At 42.2% G+C, this 19,461-nt stretch carries 19 protein-coding genes; 5 read left to right on the top strand and 14 right to left on the bottom strand.

The window, feature by feature from the left end:
* Positions 1–184: 184 nt before the first annotated feature.
* Both AACS98_RS20330 and AACS98_RS20335 read left to right on the top strand, forming a co-directional pair.
* On the top strand, positions 185–397 hold the full coding sequence (locus tag AACS98_RS20330; protein ID WP_066383294.1) for a photosystem I reaction center subunit IV: 213 nt from the start codon (positions 185–187) through the stop codon (positions 395–397).
* Between the two features lie 238 nt (positions 398–635).
* Entirely contained in the window at positions 636–1,523 is an 888-nt protein-coding gene (locus AACS98_RS20335) for a DNA-formamidopyrimidine glycosylase (RefSeq protein WP_066383300.1), read from the top strand.
* Between the two features lie 122 nt (positions 1,524–1,645).
* Here the strand turns inward: AACS98_RS20335 and AACS98_RS20340 are convergent, their stop codons facing one another.
* Together AACS98_RS20340 and pruA are read right to left on the bottom strand one after the other, a co-directional pair.
* A complete protein-coding gene (locus tag AACS98_RS20340) occupies positions 1,646–3,046 on the bottom strand; it encodes a diguanylate cyclase domain-containing protein (RefSeq protein ID WP_066383302.1) in 1,401 nt (466 codons plus the stop codon).
* Between the two features lie 307 nt (positions 3,047–3,353).
* Positions 3,354–6,431: an L-glutamate gamma-semialdehyde dehydrogenase gene (gene pruA, locus AACS98_RS20345; protein ID WP_066383307.1), complete on the bottom strand. Its 3,078-nt coding sequence runs from the start codon at positions 6,429–6,431 to the stop codon at positions 3,354–3,356.
* Between the two features lie 535 nt (positions 6,432–6,966).
* Here pruA and AACS98_RS20350 point away from each other — a divergent pair.
* The gene (locus AACS98_RS20350) at positions 6,967–7,332 is read left to right on the top strand and encodes a hypothetical protein (RefSeq protein ID WP_066383311.1); all 366 of its coding nucleotides are present in this window, start codon (positions 6,967–6,969) and stop codon (positions 7,330–7,332) included.
* A 197-nt stretch (positions 7,333–7,529) separates the two neighbouring features.
* Here AACS98_RS20350 and AACS98_RS20355 read toward each other — a convergent pair whose 3' ends face one another.
* The 11 genes from AACS98_RS20355 to AACS98_RS20405 form a co-directional block, all read right to left on the bottom strand.
* Positions 7,530–8,291, bottom strand: a complete 762-nt coding sequence (locus tag AACS98_RS20355) for a phycobilisome rod-core linker polypeptide (protein ID WP_066383313.1) — start codon at positions 8,289–8,291, stop codon at positions 7,530–7,532.
* A 118-nt stretch (positions 8,292–8,409) separates the two neighbouring features.
* Positions 8,410–9,126 (bottom strand): phycobilisome rod-core linker polypeptide, encoded by a 717-nt coding sequence (locus tag AACS98_RS20360; protein ID WP_066383315.1) that lies wholly within the window; start codon positions 9,124–9,126, stop codon positions 8,410–8,412.
* A gap of 35 nt (positions 9,127–9,161) precedes the next feature.
* Positions 9,162–9,905, bottom strand: coding sequence for a phycobilisome rod-core linker polypeptide (locus AACS98_RS20365; RefSeq protein ID WP_066383316.1), 744 nt, complete (start codon positions 9,903–9,905; stop codon positions 9,162–9,164).
* Positions 9,906–10,044: 139 nt separating this feature from the next.
* Positions 10,045–10,884 (bottom strand): phycobilisome rod-core linker polypeptide, encoded by an 840-nt coding sequence (locus AACS98_RS20370; protein ID WP_066383317.1) that lies wholly within the window; start codon positions 10,882–10,884, stop codon positions 10,045–10,047.
* A 123-nt stretch (positions 10,885–11,007) separates the two neighbouring features.
* Positions 11,008–11,610: a HEAT repeat domain-containing protein gene (locus AACS98_RS20375; protein WP_066383318.1), complete on the bottom strand. Its 603-nt coding sequence runs from the start codon at positions 11,608–11,610 to the stop codon at positions 11,008–11,010.
* Positions 11,611–11,733: 123 nt separating this feature from the next.
* Positions 11,734–12,564, bottom strand: coding sequence for a HEAT repeat domain-containing protein (locus tag AACS98_RS20380; RefSeq protein ID WP_066383321.1), 831 nt, complete (start codon positions 12,562–12,564; stop codon positions 11,734–11,736).
* Positions 12,565–12,574: 10 nt separating this feature from the next.
* On the bottom strand, positions 12,575–12,820 hold the full coding sequence (locus tag AACS98_RS20385; protein ID WP_066383323.1) for a phycobilisome linker polypeptide: 246 nt from the start codon (positions 12,818–12,820) through the stop codon (positions 12,575–12,577).
* Between the two features lie 36 nt (positions 12,821–12,856).
* Entirely contained in the window at positions 12,857–13,717 is an 861-nt protein-coding gene (locus AACS98_RS20390) for a phycobilisome linker polypeptide (protein ID WP_066383326.1), read from the bottom strand.
* 134 nt (positions 13,718–13,851) lie between these two features.
* A complete protein-coding gene (cpcA, locus tag AACS98_RS20395; RefSeq protein WP_066383327.1) occupies positions 13,852–14,343 on the bottom strand; it encodes a phycocyanin subunit alpha in 492 nt (163 codons plus the stop codon).
* 86 nt (positions 14,344–14,429) lie between these two features.
* Positions 14,430–14,951 (bottom strand): phycocyanin subunit beta, encoded by a 522-nt coding sequence (locus AACS98_RS20400; RefSeq protein WP_066383333.1) that lies wholly within the window; start codon positions 14,949–14,951, stop codon positions 14,430–14,432.
* 587 nt (positions 14,952–15,538) lie between these two features.
* Positions 15,539–16,474, bottom strand: a complete 936-nt coding sequence (locus tag AACS98_RS20405) for an RluA family pseudouridine synthase (RefSeq protein WP_066383335.1) — start codon at positions 16,472–16,474, stop codon at positions 15,539–15,541.
* Between the two features lie 598 nt (positions 16,475–17,072).
* Between AACS98_RS20405 and AACS98_RS20410 the strand changes: the two genes are divergently transcribed.
* Complete coding sequence (locus tag AACS98_RS20410; protein WP_066383337.1) at positions 17,073–18,179, top strand: response regulator; 1,107 nt, start codon at positions 17,073–17,075, stop codon at positions 18,177–18,179.
* A gap of 184 nt (positions 18,180–18,363) precedes the next feature.
* Complete coding sequence (locus tag AACS98_RS20415; RefSeq protein ID WP_066383339.1) at positions 18,364–18,768, top strand: response regulator transcription factor; 405 nt, start codon at positions 18,364–18,366, stop codon at positions 18,766–18,768.
* A 45-nt stretch (positions 18,769–18,813) separates the two neighbouring features.
* Here AACS98_RS20415 and AACS98_RS20420 read toward each other — a convergent pair whose 3' ends face one another.
* Positions 18,814–19,431: a class I SAM-dependent methyltransferase gene (locus AACS98_RS20420; protein WP_066383573.1), complete on the bottom strand. Its 618-nt coding sequence runs from the start codon at positions 19,429–19,431 to the stop codon at positions 18,814–18,816.
* Positions 19,432–19,461 lie beyond the last annotated feature (30 nt).

A 19,461-nucleotide genomic window follows, 5' to 3' on the forward strand; every position in this document is an offset into this window, starting at 1 on the left:
GGCAGGGGAGGCAGGGGAGGCAGGGAGAGAAAAACTAATGACCAATGACCAATGACTAATGACTAATGACTGATGACTAATCAGATAAATAACTTAACAAAGACGCTAGTAACGACCTTCAAGTTGTAGAGTGAAATCAATTAGCCCTCATAATGGCGATTGATAAATAAAAGGGAAGATAATCATGGTTCAACGTGGTTCTAAAGTACGTATTCTTCGCCCCGAATCCTACTGGTTCCAAGATGTTGGAACTGTAGCTTCCGTAGACCAAAGTGGCATCAAATACCCCGTAATTGTCCGCTTTGATAAGGTAAATTACGCTGGCATTAACACCAACAACTTCGCTCTTGATGAACTCATCGAGGTAGAAGCACCCAAGCCTAAAGCCAAAAAATAATTAGCCAAGACTTCAGGGATTTATTTCATGGGATGATGAAGTGAAGGGTCAAATATGGATACGGAAGTCTGGAAATGATAATTTTTTCAGGCTTCACACCAGACTACCCTACTAAGTCAGCACTAACCTGCGGGTATTTACGGATGATTTTTTGTAGCTTGGTAGATGGTGGTATCTATATTTTCAATTCAATTTCTGATTCTTATAAGTAAATACAATCGCTTGCTAATCAGCTTAAATGCCTGAACTGCCTGAAGTAGAAACAGTCCGTCGGGGTCTAAATCAATTGACCCTCAATTGGCAAATTACGGGTGGAGATGTGTTGCTTAATCGCACCATCGCCTACCCTTTTTCTGTAGATGAGTTTGTGAATGCGATCGCAGGCAAAGCCATAATTAACTGGCAACGTCGCGGTAAGTATCTCCTAGCAGAACTTTCTGAATTCAAAATTCAAGACTCCTTGGGAAAAAATCCCCCCAGCACCCCTGCACCCTCCGGCGGTTGGCTGGGGGTGCATCTGCGGATGACTGGTCAGCTACTATGGTTAAAGCCAGATGAACCGTTGCACAAGCACACGCGGGTAAGAATCTTCTTTGGGGATCAACAGGAATTGCGATTTGTTGATCAGCGTACTTTCGGACAAATGTGGTGGGTTCCGCCAAGTGTACCTGTAGAAAGTGTGATTACTGGTTTAGGTAAACTAGCTGTTGATCCCTTCTCGCCTGAATTCACTGTGGAGTATTTAGCCGATAAGCTGCATAATCGCCGTCGTCCTATTAAAACTGCACTATTAGATCAATCAGTTGTAGCGGGATTAGGTAACATTTATGCTGATGAAGCTTTGTTTAAGAGTGGAATCTTACCTGAAACTCTGTGTACAGATTTGCAGTTAGAGCAAATAGAGCCTTTAAGAACTGCGATTATTCAAGTTTTAGAAAACAGTATTGCGGCTGGTGGCACAACTTTTAGTAATTTCCTCAATGTTCAGGGTGTCAATGGTAACTATGGTGGTGTTGCCTGGGTTTACAATCGTGCTGGAGAACCCTGTCGGGTTTGTGGTGAGGTGATTCAGAGGATTAAGTTAGCGGGAAGATCCAGTCATTTTTGTCCCCAGTGTCAACATTAGGCTGGTGGCACACTAGGGTTAAAAGTTACAGCAGGGAACAGGGAACAGGGAACAGGAAAGATTAGGGAACAAGTTTGAAAGTCTCTTAGCATCAGGCTTTGTTCCTAAAATTTGTACCTCATTTATTCCAAATCTGTTGTAAATAGCTCATAACGCGCCTTACCCTGTGTTTTAGCTCGGTACATTGCCATATCAGCATCCCTAAGTAAATCTTCTGGTAGGTCATAGTCTAGTGTCGAACTTAAAGCAATACCAATACTTGCACTGATAAATACTTCTTGTCCATCCAGCTTACAGGGATGAGCCAATTCTTGTTGAATTCGTTCAGCAATCTGGATGGCATCTGAGAGATTCTTAATTCCCACAAGCAGGATGACGAATTCGTCTCCTCCCAGTCTTGCTGCTATATCTACTGAGCGTATACAATTAGATAACCTACTAGCAATAGCAACGAGAAGTTGATCACCTTGTAAGTGTCCCAGGCTGTCATTAATCTCTTTAAACCCATCTATATCTAGAAAGAGTACAGCAAATAAATAATCATTTTTTTGTTGAGCTTGTTGTAGCGAATATTTGATGTTCTCTGTAAGCAAAACTCGGTTTGGTAAACCTGTTAAAGAATCGTAAAGCGCATTTTGCTGTAATTTTAACTCTTTCTGTTTGCGCTCGGTAATATCATAAGTAATGCCCAAAATCTGCTGAATTTCACCCTGTATATTTAACATTGGGACATACTGAACAACAATGGTGTAAGGTTCCGTATCGGGTAAAGTAATGGTACATTCACCAGTTTGCTCAGTTTTAGTTTCTATTGCACGCTGTAGAATAGGCAAGTAAGAGGCGGTAACTTCCGGTGGGAAAACCTGATCATCTGTGCGTCCTAGTAAATCTTGTGGCTGTTTTCCACTCAAAGTAAGTCCAGCTTGATTCACGAATTGAAAACGCCGTTGAGCATCATAAATGACAAACACATCAGGGATATGATTAATAGCTAGGCGAAACAACTCTTCACTGTGTCGTAATGCTTCCCTGGCTGTATTTAACAACGCTTGATGTTGCAGTAAGTTTTCAGATGTTACTTCAACAAGAGAATGCTTCCCAGATTGCTGAAGTTTCTGCTGAGTAATATCATAAAAGCTAGTGACAACAGCGTAGGGAGAACTTCGATTAGCTTGAAACAAAGGCTGGGAATTAAGCCGTAACCACACCAACTTACCACTAGGCTGATAAAATCCCATAACTACGTTTAAGCATGGTTTACCTGTTTGTAATGCAACTATTGCTGGGTGCGTCTGATAAGAAACAGAAGATCCATCTTCATGAATCATTTGCCAAGGGAAATCGGTATTACTCCATTGTTGTATTTGTGAGGCAGTATATCCTAAAATGCGTTCAGCACTGGAGTTACAAGCAACCGTAGTTCCATCAGCAAGCTGAAGTAGCATCCCTTCTGCTGTTAATTGTGAAGAGTCACCCGATAGGCTACTTTTACTGGTTACATCAACAGGTAAATCATCAAACATTTATTTATATCAAATTTTTTGATATCTCAATCTTAAAATCAGAAAAACCTCGACCGCACAAAGCTGCGAAGTCATGCCTATCTTAAAATTTTATACATGAATGTTTTCAGTTTGGAAATGGTGTTATTACAGGAATAGGGAGAAGGCGTTTGTAATCAAATATCTCCTATCATCACTTTTTAAATACCTTCTAAGGTGCGTTGATGAAACGTGATGCGTAAATCCCCTGGTTTTAATGCGGCGAGTGTCAAGATACTTTGGTGTTGGTGAAAATAGGTAGGCATTACCCCACCTATTTTTATTTAAGTCAATCTGCGCCTTCTATGGGTGCAAAACCTTGGCGTTGAATGTTTTCGGTGATTGTGCGCGGTTCTAGGAATTGTAGGAGATAATCAGGGCCTCCGGCTTTGGAACCTACACCGGAAAGTTTGAAGCCTCCGAAGGGTTGCCGAGCAACGATCGCTCCTGTAATGGTACGGTTAATATACAAATTCCCGACTTCAAACTCTTGCTGTGCTTTTTGAATGTGGGAAGGTGTGCGGGAATACAGTCCACCCGTCAAGGCGTAGTTGGTATCGTTAGCAACTGCTAAAGCTGTGTCAAAATCTTTGACTTTAATGACTGCTAAGACAGGGCCAAAAATCTCTTGCTGGGCAATTATCCCATTGGGTGGAACTTCACTAAAAATTACTGGCCCGATAAAATAACCCTGTTCAGGTGCGGGTAATTCTAACGCTACTTGTGATTCTGCTTTACCCTTGTGAATATACTCGCGGATGCGATCGCGGGCATTAGCATCAATCACGGGGCCGACTTGGGTACTTGGTAACTCGGCTTCACCAATGTTCAGGGACTTGGTAGCTTCCACCAACCGACGCACAAAGGCATCATAAATTGCTTCTACCACTACTACCCGCGAACAAGCAGAACATTTTTGTCCACTGTAACCAAAGGCTGACTGTACCACACCTACCACAGCTTGGTCTAAATCAGCACTTTCATCAACAATGATGGCATTCTTGCCGCCCATTTCCGCGATTACCCGCTTGAGATGCTTTTGTCGAGGTTTGAGGGTAGCAGCTTCCGCATAAATGCGACAACCGACTTCTTGAGAACCAGTAAAAGCAATCAGATGGGTATCGGGATGACTTACCAAATAAGCACCGACTTGCGAACCCCTACCAGGAACGTATTGAAATACACCTTTAGGGATGCCAGCCTCTACTAAAATCTCTGTCAGTTTGGCAGTAATGACAGAAGAAGTTTCCGCAGGTTTGAGCAAGGTACAATTGCCTGAAACTAAAGCAGCCACAGTCATACCGCAAGCGATCGCCAAGGGAAAATTCCAAGGCGAAATGACCACAGCAATTCCCCGTGGTTGATAAATATAACGATTCGTTTCACCGGCAACATCATAATTTATACCTTGCTCCAGTCGTTCCATCTCATCGGCGTAGTAGCGACAGAAATCTATCGCCTCCGACACCTCCGCGTCTGCTTCCCGAACTGGTTTACCCACCTCCAAAACAATCCAAGCCGAAAGTTCCGCACGACGCTGTTCCATCAAATCAGCCGCCTTCCGCAAAATTCCCGCCCGTTCCTGTACAGGAGTTTTCTTCCAACCAGGGAAAGCCGCCTTAGCCGCCAGCATCGCCTGTTCCGCCTGTTCCACACTAATTAACCCAACCTTCCCAAGCACCTCACTAAAATTAGAAGGATTAACAGAATCAATCACCTCAGCAGTATTAACATACTCCCCATTAATCAAAGGTAAATAACTCCTACCAAATTCCCGACGCACAGCCGCAAAAGCCCGCGCCACCTCCTTCCTTTCCTCCTCCAAAGCATAATCCGTATCCGCCACACCCAAAAACCCTTCTTGTTTCTCTCTGCACGCCAGTTGCTTCAAGTCGGCAGAGCCGCCCAACGCACTGGCTTGCCTCTGCGCGACGGACACTTTGCTCAAGTCGGCAGAGCCGCCCACGCAAGTGTCCTCCTCTGCGTGAGCCAAATCCATCTTTGGTGGTGCAAGAAGCTCCTCAATCGGCTTATTCTCCAAATTTTGCCGCAAGAAAGAACTATTAGCCGTATTTTCCAACAATCTGCGAATCAGGTAAGCCATCCCCGGCAATAATTCACCATAGGGACAATAAACCCTTACCCGATAACCCCTATCTACTAAAGCCTTAGCCAACTTATCCCCCATACCATAAAGCACCTGCATTTCAAACCGCCGACGGGGGACATTAAGACTTTCAGCTATAGCAATTGCCCGTGCTTGCGATCGCACATTATGACTACCAATAGCAGAATAAACATACTGATGATTTTCCAGCAATAACTGAGTTATCGCCTCAAAATTGGCATCTGTCGCCGCTTTATCATTAAAAACAGGTTGTGGCCAGTGTTTTTGCGCTGCTTTGATAGTTTCCTGATCCCAATATGCACCTTTTACCAAACGAACAGTTAAAGGATAGCCACGCTGTTTTAACCAAGCAATCACATTTTTGGCATCTTGTTCACTATCACGAAGATAAGCTTGGATAGTGATGCCAATATCTGTACGTTGACGGAACTCATCTTCTAATAAGATTTTTTGCAAAATATTCAGAGTCAAGTCTTTATAAGCATACTGTTCCATATCAAAATGGATAGCTGCACCTAACTCTTGAGCATGACGTAAAAGAATCCGAATGCGATCACTGACTTTTTCCTCACTACCTTTAGCATCTAATGGGTCAAATTGGGAATAAAACGCCGTTAATTTCACAGAAACCTGGACTTTTGGTAGCGTTTCACCATCTGCTTCATCAATAGCCGGAATCTTTGCCCAATTTTTAGATGCTGCTGTTAATTGTGAGATTAATTCTTGATATCTTTCTAGATAAGATTGCGCCTCTGTTTCTGTAATTACCGCCTCACCAAGTAAGTCAATGGTGAAAGCCATTTTTTCTTTTCTTAACCGTTCAACTGTTTTGATGACTTGTTGAATATTTTCCCCAGAAATATATTTATAAGCTAAAGTCTCAACTGCTGTAGAGACAGTAGTTGCAGCCACTTGTCCCGGCATAGAATCAGGGTTAGCGAAGTTGAGCATACCCTTCAAAGCGGCTGGAAGTTCAACAGATTCATCACCTAAATATTCTTGCAGATGGGCAGCAATTTCTGATTTACTCCGCAGTGCTGGCAAAGTATCGATAAACCGAAATAATTGCACCCGTAAACCGGGGTTACTCATCGCCCAAGCTAGTAATTTATCATCCCAACGCATCTGGTCACGCAAGGAAGCTAAAAATGAGCGATTTTCTTTAGTTGCTGCTAAAAGTTGTTTAGCAATTTCTTGAGTTTTCGCTTCGTAGGTGCTGGTTTGTATTTTTAATACCACAGATAGAGAACTCCTGAGTAAACATCAGACTTGCTATATAAAGCCTGTGCTTACTATTGTGGCTCGTGATTTTTTTTGTCACCATGTATAAGAAATTTAAAAGTCAAAAATTAGTTTCTGATTCTTAAAAAATCATTTAATTTGTCACAAATTATCAGGATACCCGCAGTTAGTGCAACCTCTCCGTTAAAAGAAATTATCAACGCAGAAAACAGCCGCGCCTAGTTATGTGTGCGCTGAGTCATGTTGCTGTTTATGTGACAAAAATCATATATGTATAAATTAATTCTTTACAAGATATTGTTTATACTGATGAAGTAATATTAAAAAACTGCCTGATTCCATAAATATTTTATAACTTTTGTTAGATGAATAACTAGCCTATTATTTTTAATATTGAACTGTGCTGTTAGCAGGTAGCTTGCTGATAAAACTAATCTGCTTTGACCGAATTATTGCTAATTAAAATTATTGGCTAACCAATAAAGTTCTGCTAATTTTCCAGTTATTCACATTGAATTAAGGGAGTAAAAAAATGGCAAATTTATTTACCAAAGCAATCAATACTATTAAATCTATATCTCAAAAGTTGGAATTTAAGCGTTTTCTGGCTATGACCTTAGTTGGTTTTTTAGTGCTAGCAACAAGCTTAGATTCTAAGATTGAATCTGGACGTAGCAGCGACTCTGTTACCAGAAGACTGGACAAAGTTGTACAACAGGATGATGCTGATAGACCCAAAACTACAGGAGAATGGAACAAGGAAGCTCGTCAAACAGAAGATGCTCCTGGGGAAAGAGCTAAAAGAATTGCTAAAGAATCTGGTGAAGCTGTCAAACAATGGGGTTCTGTGTACACAGACACAGCTAAGAGAAGTGCTAACGACCTGCAAAACAATTAGTATTGATTAAGCTGTGCTGTCACGGGAGTATTCTAAAACTGGTGGCGGACAACGTACTCAACATCAAACGCCATAAACAACTGGGTCTAGCTTCCACTCAATGTCACAGCTAGCTAACAGAAAAACTGCTAACTTTTCGTCACATCAACGCAAAAACTAGACCCAGTATAAAATTTTCGGCAATCAGATATTAAATCTTAGCGTTTGCCACGGTATGGTACTGCATTGAGGTAATCGATATCAAATGCAGACAGTTTTTGAGCATAGTTGCCACTAGCATCAATGGCGGCTGCCATATCAGCGTATTTGCGTGGATCTCCTTCTGCCAGTCTTTTCTCCTGGAATTTGCGGGTGTAGAATTTCTCCAAGGTAAAACGCCAGTCGGTTTCCACTGTACCGGCTTTTTCTTGGAAGTCTTCGCCGTAGCGAGGAGTTACCAAGTTGTGGGGACGACCTTCTAAACGCTTGCGTTGGTAAGGTACTGTATTGTCGCCAAAGTTTTGGGCGTACTCTTCGCTGTCGATGAGTGCATCTACAAAGCCACCAAAACCTTTAGTAGCAATGACAATTGACCAAGCAATTTGCTCGTCTTTGTTGTAAGAGGAACGACCTAACAGACGTTTGAGGGTAATGTCAACTAGACGGTAGTTGTTGTTAACAGAAACCACTAAACGATAGAAGGCTTCAGACTTAGCTAGACCGCGAATGAAGTCTTTTACAGAGATTGCGCCATAAGACAGTTGAGATTCTAGAGTTTTTTGGCGGTTGAACTTCAGAATCTCATGCTCGCTGAACACTTGGCGGTAAGCAGCCCAAATGATATTTTGCATATCAGTGTATGAGCTGACATCTTCAACGCGATAGATGTATGGTGTATCTTCGTTTTGGTCAGCTACACCAAAGCTGGCTACTCTGTGGTTTTGAGTGGTTGGTTTGTATGAAAGTAATGGCAGTGCCATGCAGAGTCTTCCCCTTATTAACAAATTAAACAGTTAGCTCTGGCAAGTGAAAGAGGTTTGATGACTCAAAATCCTCATTCATACTTGACTTATGCTTTACTTATTTTCCCGCATAAGGTTAATAGCCAGAGTTAATTCCAAACCAATTTAGTATGAGCAGTAAGGCGATGGATATGGTTATTACCACTAATACAGCTTTTACTGCTCCTTTATCAAATCGGTAGTTAAGAGTAGAATACCATTCGGTGCTATACAATCCCTTTCTGACGATACCAGCGCGATCGCGATAATCAGCACCATAGCGCGTTGTAAAGCTGAATGGTCTGTCTGTGGTCATGCGTTTACGCTGATAGGGTACGGTGAAATCACCAAAGTTCTGGTCGTACTCTGTGCTATCGATGAGAGCGTCGATAAATCCACCCCAACCTTTAGTCCCAATGACAATCGACCAAGCAATTTTTTCTTCTTGGTTGTAGGGAGCGCGTCCCAATAAACGCTTGAAGCAAATTTCTACTAATCGATAGTTGTTATTGGGTGCTACAACTAGCTCATAAAATCGCTCTGATTTAGCCAAACCCCGAATAAAATCTTTAACGGTGATTGACCGATTTTTAAGTTGGGTTTCTAAACCAATTTGGCGATTAAATTTGAGAACCTCTTGCTCGTTGAAGATTTGGCGATAAGCTGCCCAAATCATTGCTTCAACTTCGCTTACAGAATTGGCATTTTCTAAACGGTAAATGTAAGGAGTATCATCATTGACATCTGCCGTTCCAAAGCTTTGAACTCTTTGATTTTGAGTTGTGGGTTTGTATGCCAGTAATGGTAATGCCATTATGGAGGTCTCCGTTTGTAGATAAATTGGAAAATTTACCGCACAGGGAAATTGGCACTAGGATTTACAGAGTATGGGATTCCTTCGGGTGTAGAGCTGCGTGTTGTGTCAGGAATTTCGATGTTAGCTGTGCTGACTGGTGTGTAGGAAACAGTCTTAATATTTAGTGATTGAGCTAATTCCAAGAAATTCTTGACCGCACCTGGTTTGTAACGTTCTTCTTCTAGTTTGTCGCGCCAATAGTCGCTGTAGCGTGGTGTGACTAGATTGAAGGGTCTATCTTTATAGCGTCGCCGTTGGTAGGGGACGATGTTCTCGCCAAAGTTGCTTTGATACTCCTCTGAATCTAATAGAGCATCAACAAAACCATCCCAGCCCAAGGTGGCTATTTTGATTGACCAAGCAATTTCTTCATCCTTATTATAAGGTGCGCGACCCAAAAGGCGTTTCAGTGCCAATTCTACAAGGCGGTAGTTCGAGTTACTTTTAATGACTAAACTCTTGAATGCCTCTGATTTGGCTATACCTCGGATGAAGTCGCGGACACTGATGGCTTTGTTCTTGAGTTGGGATTCTAAATTACTCTGGCGGTAGAATTTCAGGATGACGTGTTCGCTGAAAGTTTGGCGATAGGCTGCCCAGATTAAGTCTTGAATGTCGCCATCATCCGCACAGTCTTCTATGCGGTAAATTTTGGGGGTATCTTCGTTAGGAACTTCGTACCCAGGAACACGCTGATTTTGAGAACTCGGTTTGTATGTAAGTAAAGGAATGGCCATAATTTAGTTTTGTTATCAATTGTTGATTTGGGGACTGGGTATTGGGGACTGGGGACTGGGTATTGGGGACTGGGGACTGGGTATTAAGAATAAATTCTCCCTTGTCTCCCTTGTCTTCCTTGTCTCCCCTACACCTGTACTAAGTGGTCTTGATGCCGGGTAGATAACGATAGGGCAGGGCGACAGCTACGGGTTTAACTGTGACTTCGGGGGTGGTGACTTCCCGACTGGTGTCGGGAATTTCCATATCTTTGATTTGGGAGGTAACGGAGGCAATGGTGCGCTGATAGTTCCGTTCCGGTGTGATCATTTTCCCTGCTAGTGCCATGAAGTTGGCGGGGATGGCGCGACGAATGTCTTCTTTGGTTAATGTGCCTGTGGTGCGGGCGTTGTAGAAGGAACGTCCACCGAGGTAAATCAGGGTTTGGCGATCGCGCCAGTAAGCGTTATATCGGGGATTTACTAGGTTAAATGGTCTATCTTGATACCTACGGCGTTGATAGGGAACAATATCATCGCCAAAGTTTTGGATGTACTCATCGCTATCCAATAGGGCATCAATGAAGCCGTGCAATCCTTTGGTAGCAATGACAATTGACCAAGCAATTTCTTCGTCTTTGTTATAAGCTGCGCGTCCTAAAAACCGCTTTAAGGTAATGTCAACTAAGCGGTAGTTAGAGTTGGTATTTGCTACTTGGGTGCGATAAACTTCTGACTTACCTAAGCCCCGGATAAAATCACGGACGCTAATTGCCCGGTGCCGTAATTGTGATTCGAGGAAGGTTTGGCGGTTGCTTTTAATAATTAAATGTTCGCTGAAAATTTGCCGATATGCTGCCCAAATAATGCCATCAATATCGGCATCGTCGATAGCAGCAGACAGGCGATAAATTACTGGGGTATCTTCGTTAGGAACTTCATAACCCTCTACCCGTTGGTTTTGTGTAGTTGGTGAGTATTCCAAAAGTGGTATTGACATTTTTACTTTGACCTTTTTTTATGGGATTGGAAGGGACTGGGGACAAATCAATTCAAAATTCAAAATTCAAAATTCAAAATTCAAAATTAAGAATTTTTTTGTCGGTTTTTTGTTCCCTTTTATCTATTGACTCAAAGCTAATAACACACGCGCACAGACTGCTTTTTCGGTGTCTGTGGCTAGTATTTCTTTGAGTCTAGTTTGGATTGGTTGTTGTAAATCAGGTATTTTTGCTAAACCTTGTAAACCAACTATGGCAGCATAGCGAATCGACCATTCTGGATCTTGGGAGACAAACAGCAAGGTTTCTAAAGCTTGTTGCTGTGCTGTTTGGCTGGCAGGTTGATCTAGTTTGTGCCAATGTAAGCGTCCTAAGCCTTGGGCGGCAGCACGGCGTACACTGGGGGCAAAATCGGTAGCTGCTACGGAGATTAATACATCTAAAGCACGGGGATCTGCGATCGCTGCTAAGGTGCGGATCGAATAAGCCCGTGCGCCATAGTTGTAATCATCTATTTGGGTAAGCAACTCTGGGACTGCCACTTCTCCCAACTCTACCAGGGCGGCAGATGCGATCGCTGCTGCGGTTGGGTTGTTATAGCCAAAGACGGCTATTAAGGTAGGAATTGCAGCGACATCTTTGGCTGTTGCCAAGTTCTGTACTGCTGTCACCAGTTTTGCCGGTGTATCTGCCACAGCAACGGCATGAATTAGTTCATTAGTCATTAGTCATTAGTTATTAGTCAATAGTCAGTAGAGACGCGAGCAATCGTGTCTGTACAATAGTCAATAGTCAACAGTCAACAGTCAATGATTTTTGACTATGGACTATTGACTATGGATGGTTGACTACAACAATGAATCCATGAGGTTCATGACGCGGATGGCATCATCAGATATTGAGAGGGTATCTGACTGTTGTGGCAGTTGATGCTCTAGCAAGCCTTTGAGGGCTATGAGTTTAAAGCTATTTTCGGCTTTGGCGTTGGCGATCGCCTCTGCTGCGGCCAAATATCCAATTGCACCCAAGTCACCTAACGCCACACGGCGCAGGTTGAGGTCGTTACCTTCTAACACTTTCACCAATAGCTCTCCATATCTTGGTTGCTGTGTGAGTTGGTACATGGCTCTAGCTGCGGCACATTGTACCCGTGGGAATGGATGCTCTAGAAATGGCTCAATCAGGGGAATCGCTTCAGTCACACCAATAGCCCCCAAAGCCTCTAAGACTGCTTCGTAGGGTTGGGTGAGATGTGGGCGGCCTGGTACTTGCACGGCCTGGGCTACACCCCCATCTAGTAATCGCATCAGTGCTGTGGCTGCTGTGGCATCTCGTAGCATTTCTAGGGATTGGGCGGCGGCTTCCCGAACATAAAAGTCGGAGCATTCCAAGCATTTTATTAAACCTGGTACAGCTTTGCGATCGCCTAATTTTCCCAAAGCTCTGGCGGCGTTACGTCTGAGAGGATATCCACCTAGTTCGGTTCTGTCGGCTTCATCCTCTAAGGCCGCAATCAGCCCATCTACAGCAGCTGTTTCCTTAACGCGATACTTCCCCAACCACCACGCAGCATAATAGCGGAGACTTAAATCTGATGATTGCAGGTTAGCTATTGCTACTTCTGGCGTTAACTGTGGCCCGTTCTCGGTAGAAAACTCTTCCGCACTCGGTTCGATCATTGCCAGGGTGCTACTCTGCTTCTGCGGCTGTCAATGGCTCAATCTTGACGATTTTGCCACCCAAGCGGGTAATCCGTTGGTATTCTTCGTTCATCCGGCTGTAGGGTACGGTAAGGAATACACTACCACTACGACGAATGTTGTATTTATTTTTGTCGGTTTCTGCGCTCTGACGCAAGCCTACGACTTCGTAACGAAATACTCGACTAGCAGATGAAGAAACGCTACCAGTCCCAAGAGTGGTTTGACCGAACATTCTCTATCTCCTGTTGGTTTTGTTTTTTACTGCGCCTTACGCTGAGGTGACGCTGACGATTTTGCCACCTTGCTTGTGAATTTGCTGTATCTTGTCAGATAACCGCTCGTAAGGTACTATAAATACCGTGCTACTCCGGCGCACACTTGGGTAGCCAGGGTTACGAATTCCGGTGACTTCAATGCGGTAAACGCGATCCCCTTCGCCTACTGCATTCCCTAAGTTCTTCTTAGGAGCAACATCTGCTGAAGCCCGGAAACCCCAATTATCATTAGTTCCAGATGGGCCAATAATTGTAGAGGCACCGTTACTTGCCAACTCTCGCGCTAACCGAGACTTACTACCTTCTACTTGGGCGCGATCGCTGTTAGCATAACCACGATACAAGCGGAACATCCGGTTGAATCCAGAGATTTTCTGACCAGTCTGAGTTTCAAACCCACGATAGTAAGGTACGATGTTATCGCCAAAATTATTCTGATACTCCCAAGAATCAATATAGGAGTCAATTTCAGCGTCGTAACCTTTACTTTGATACAGGTCTAGATGGTAAATAACTTCTGACTCATCGTAGGGAGCGCGACCCAACAAATGTTTATAGTTGAGTTCAATTAGCCGAGTTTGGAAGTTGTTGTAGAAAAATTTCTGTTTGTAGAGTTCTGATTTGGCAACGCTACGTACAAATTCCCGCACTGTCAGATTCCCATCTCTCAACAGAGATTCTGCACTTACCAGGCGTTCTGATGCCAGTATGTAGTCATTGCCCAAAACGTGCCGATATACAGCACGAATCACTAATTCTACTTCTTCTCTGCTAGCTTTGGGGCGCAGTTCTATTTTTGGTGCGTCGCTAAAAGGCTCGGTTCCCAGCCTTGATGCTGCTGCTGTAATCGCCATTTGAATTTCCCCTTTTGTTGCTGGCTGAATAAAGCTTTTATTTTTGCCTACATAAAACGATGCCCGGAACGAGATTCAACTGCTAGGTGACTACTACATCCAGCACTTGTACCCCTTTCCGGGCATGAGGCTATCTAGCTGAGAGCGTTGATAGCGTAGTCAATGTAGGTGTTAGCTTCGTTAGCAGCTTGACCGCCCAAGCCATGATTAGCTTTGATGTATTTCAAAGCTTCAACATACCAGCTAGGAGACAAGTCGAAGGTGCTGTTGATTTCAGCCAAACCAGCAATTAGGTATTCATCCAAGGGGCCAGTACCACCAGCTACCAAGCTGTAGGTGATGATCCGCAGGTAGTGACCAACGTCACGAGCGCACTTGGATTTACCACGGCTGTCAGCAGCGAACTGAGGGCCAGGGGTTTGGGTGGTGTAAGGGAATTTTTGGTAAACAGCTTGGGTTGCACCGTCGATTAAGCGTTGAGCATTAGAGGTTAAACCACGAGCAGCTTCTAAGCTAGCGGCAGCACGCTCATAACGACCACGAGCAGATTGTAATTCGGTGTTGCCTAAGAAACGGCCTTGGGTATCAGCAGCTGCAATAGCTTCGGTGATAGGGGTTTTAACCATGATGTACTATTCTCCTTGGTATTTTCGTAATTTTTGGCCTTGTTACCTAACCATGTAGGTTTGGATGCTGGGCTGTTTTATTGCTATTAAGCAACAGCAGCAGCTGCACGATCAAAGTAGCTAGCTACTTCAGACATTAATGCACTGCAATCACCTTTGGTGATACCGTTGGGATCGTTAGCGATCGCAACAGCAGCATCTTTCATTTTTTGAACGCCAACAGCTACGGAAGAACCAGGAGTACCTAATGCTATGTAGGTTTCGCGCAAGCCGTTCAAGCAACGGTCATCTAAAACGCTAGCATCGCCAGCTAAAATAGCGTAGGTGACGTAACGCAAGATGATTTCCATGTCGCGCAGACAAGCAGCCATGCGACGGTTTGTATAAGCGTTACCACCAGGAGCGATTAATTGGGGTTGCTCTTCAAACAATGCACGAGCAGCGTTGGTAACGATGGAAGAAGCGTTGCTGGTGATGCGGTTAACAACATCTAAACGCTTGTTGCCTTCTTTCACAACGTTTGCCAAAGCATCTAGTTGCTCGTTGCTCAGGAACTCGCCTCTGGAGTCAGCTTGAGAAACCACCTTGGTAAATACGTCTAATGTCATGGACTTTAATCTCCTAATTTTTTGTTTGAGAGATGTCTAAATTAAACTGGCTATGTTTTATCGGTAACGGTTAACCACAGACTAGGGATCAAACTTCTTCTCTTGGTCATCTCAATTTTCTTGGCTCCTGAGTGAACGAGAAAAATGAGAAAGTGGGTTGACTTTATGAGAAGCTGGCAAACTTTATGAATTGATTGCCTTGTTTAACTTTCGTCTGTTAACTAACCCCTCCAGCTTATGTTTATACAATGCTATAGATGCTTATTTTGTTACAAATTATGAATAAATAAGTTACACCAATAAGAACCACCTCAAATCCTTTACATACAAGGGATTTACCTGAGAAATTTGGTTGTTTTTCGTAACGTTACTTCATGATTTTGCGTTTCATAAAGATAAATTATAGTTTTAATATTTTTTTTATATTTACGGAAAGCTATAACAGGCAGTCTTTTACAGAATTATGATGCAACTTGAGCGATCGCCTTTTTTATAAACAAATATGTACTTGATTTTTCTTCACATTGCCAAATTGGCAGATTGTTGCGGGAAAACTGGGGAAAAAAGGCGCGAAAGTTTAAGTTTTGCTAAGAAATTGCGACTCTACGGCGCAACACCTCTAGCAAAGTAGTGAAGCTTTGAGGTGGGGAAGCTGTGACTTCAATCAACTCTTGGGAAACAGGATGCTGTAACCGCAATCGCCAAGCGTGTAATGCTTGACCAGTCAAATTCACACCGACTGAACGCCCAGAACTATAAACGGGGTCGCCAACAATCGGATGACCGATTTTCGCGCTATGCACACGAATTTGATGGGTACGTCCGGTTTCCAGTTGAAAATGGATGAGTGTGTAATTTCCTAATCGTTCTTGGATACGCCAATGGGTAACAGCTGTTCTTCCACCTTGTTCTACAGGGACGATAGCCATTTTTTTGCGGTCTTGGGGATGACGACCGATAGGTAAATCTATCGTTCCACTGTCAGTTTTGGGCGCACCGTAAACCACGCCGAGATATTCCCGACGGGCGGTTTTGGCTTGGAGTTGGGCTTGTAGATGTTGGTAGGCGATGTCTGTTTTAGCGATCGCGATCGCGCCAGTTGTATCTTTATCCAGACGATGCACAATCCCTGGACGCTGCACACCGCCAATACCTGGGAGATGCGGACAATGTGCCAACAAAGCATTTACCAGTGTGCCATCAGCATGACCCGGTGCGGGATGAACTACTAAACCTGCGGGCTTATTGAGAATGAGTAATTGCTCATCCTCATAGAGTATGTCTAAAGGTATATTTTCTGCCTTGAGTTCCAGGGGTTGAACTGCGGGAATTGCTAGGGTGATGCGATCGCCGGCTTTGAGATTGATTTTTTTAGAGGTACAGACTTGGCCATTCAGTTGAACTTGACCCTGTTCAATTAACTGCTGAATCCGAGAACGGGATAAGTCTGGTAACTCTTGAGCCAAGTAACGGTCTAGGCGTGTACTATTTTCTTCAACTTGTAAACAGAATTCGTTAACCATTGAGCGTGAGTAAATAACGACTATAAATTTTAAATTTTGCCGAAATCATCAGTTTTATCAGATTTAAACTGCTTTAAATCCTGGAATTTATCACCAAAAATTTTTCAGCCTGAATATTGATCATCACAAATATCTAATCAACACTCTCGCCTAAATTAAATTTAAAATACTTAATTGTTAAGAGTAATAATTCATACATATATTGTACATCTCAAGCGATGAAAACCTGATATTCAGGTAAATTTGAGTTGAGTAATCATAAAATGTTTGTAAAATTTGCTACTGATGGGTTTGAGCCAATATATCTAATTCAACTAATTGCTGTACTGTGAGATTAGATAGATTAATGAAATATACAAAAAATTAAGCTGATTTATGGAAAAATTTCTCCTGGTTATCAGTGGCATTGTCTCCTGTTTAGCGTGATGATGATATGTATTTAACTGTAAATTCTCAGCTATTTATTTTGATTACTTAGGGTCAAGTCACCAGCAAAAATTAATGTACTGAATCAAATTTGATTGTGCAATTTAGCCATAAAAATATACCACATTTTTGTCAGCCGTTGATATATAAAATTGAACACTGAGTTTCACCCATGAAAACACTGCCTATTAGTCGATACAGATTTTTCCAGAAAATACAACCAGTAACACTGTTAAAGAAAATCACTGGCAAGACTGTAACTGGATGTTTGCAAGTGTTTAGTACATCGGGTGCTTGGTCAATGTATGTAGAGGAAGGTAGGCTAATTTATGCTTGCTATTCAGAAAGAATGTTTGAGCCGCTTTATCGACATTTGCAGAGTTTTAGTCAAGAAATTAATACCATACCCAGAGAAATTAACGACCAACTACGGGCAATATTTGAGACGGGAATGGAAAATCAATCTATTCCCAACCCAGATTATCTAGCTATTTGTTGGTTAGTTAATCAAAAATATCTTAGTGCTTCACAAGCAGCCATCTTGATAGAACAGTTAGCTTTAGAAGTTTTACAGACATTTCTAGTTTTAGAAGAAGGCAGCTATGAGTTTATTCCCGAAAGCTTTTTAGATGATTTGCCTAAGTTTTGTTATTTGAATTTGCGATTATTGGTGGAACAGTGCCAACAACGTGGAAATGTTGACTATGGTTTTAAAACAGAAACAGGTGTTCCAGAAACATCACCATACAAAGAACACACCCAGTCAATAGTTAATAGCAGACCAATCCATTATACCCAGAGTAAACCAAGAACCGAACCAAGATTACCAAAGATAGATACTAAACGCTACCCACCTCGATCTAGCACTGGGAATTATAGCTATCAGCAAATGTCAGCCACATCTGCTGATAGAAAAGTTTATAAAATCTTTTGTATTGATGACAACCCAAAAGTATTAAATACTATCAGAAGTTTTTTAGATGAGCAAATATTTTCTGTAATTGGAGTCACAGATTCCTGCAAAGCTTTAATGGAAATTTTGCGAACCAAACCAGACATCATTTTATTAGATGTTGATCTGCCTGATTTAGACGGCTATGAATTATGTTCTCTGTTGCGTAAACATACATATTTTAAAAATACACCCATAATTATGGTAACAGCAAAAGCTGGGCTAATTGATAGAGCTAGGGCTAAGATAGTCAGAGCATCAGGTCATTTAATTAAACCTTTTACTCAAGGAGATTTACTTAAATTAATTTTTCAACATATTGTGTAATCACATTTCAGAATTAACAATTATGGAACTTACGCAATTGTCAAATGAAATATGTCTTTTAGGGTGCGTCAGACTGATTACATGCTATCAATAAATGGTTGTTTGCTATCTGACGTATCCTACTGATACGCTAGGTGAGTCAGCCCTGAATTAAACATTAACAATTTACCCTGGAGATTCAGAATTGAGTATTACTTGGGTGGGGACAATTCTGATTATTAAAAATGGTCTGAGCGAATTAGACTTAATCAGCAGTTATCTAGAAAATCAGGGATATGAAATTATTAAGGCTAACACTGCACAAGAGGCTCTAGAGATAGCTTTAGAGGTGAAACCAGATACAATTATTACTGATGTGGTTATGCCAGGAAGAAGTGGTTTTGAGGTGTGTCGCTTCCTAAAAAATCACCTGCTTAATCACAATATCTCAATTGTGGTTTGCAGTGAAAAACGTCAAGAAATGCACCGGATATGGGCTAGAAAGCAAGGCGCGGACGCTTACTTTACTACACCCTTAAATCTGGATGATTTACTCAGTGTTATTCAATCTTTGACACTCCCACAGTTCAAAGTCAAGATGAAGTTGTAGACTGAGTTAGCCAAGAGTAAAGCATTGCATAATCATGGTAGGTGACTAGGTTGCTTTTGTCGCCACACCTTTATATAAATAACCTACAATCTTCGGCAAGCTGTCAGCGTACATTTCTTCTATGATGACATGATCAAACTGTTGCTCAACTAATTGTCTAATATTGCGATTTAAATGACAGCCATCACCTATGACTTTTTGTATGGGTGTTAAGCGATTTTGCCAAGCTTGAATTTGAGAGTCTTTGCTTAATCCATGTTCAATAAAAAAGAATTTGCCTCCTGGTTTTAGTACCCGATAAATTTCTTTCAAGGCGGCTGCTACCTGGGCAATACTACATAATGTGAAGGTACTCACCACACTATCAAATGTATTATCTTTCATTGGGAGACTTTCACCATTTAAAACTCGATAGTCTACAATAATAGATGAAGCTTGAATCCGTTTTTCAGCTAATTTAGCTACTCCCGGATTAATATCAACTGTGATGAGTTTTTGAAGTTCTTTAGGGTAGTAGGAAAGGTTAACACCTGTACCAAAACCAATTTCTAAAACTTCTCCTTTGACTTGTGCTAAAATTTCTTGACGGTATTTTGCTAGATTGGGGTTAGATAACGACCAATCTAAAAGATAAGGAAGGATTTTTTGTGAATAAAATCCCATTTTGTCCTCCGATAAACTTTTCAGCACCTG

Source organism: Anabaena sp. CA = ATCC 33047, assembly GCF_963870205.1.
Taxonomy (GTDB): domain Bacteria; phylum Cyanobacteriota; class Cyanobacteriia; order Cyanobacteriales; family Nostocaceae; genus Trichormus.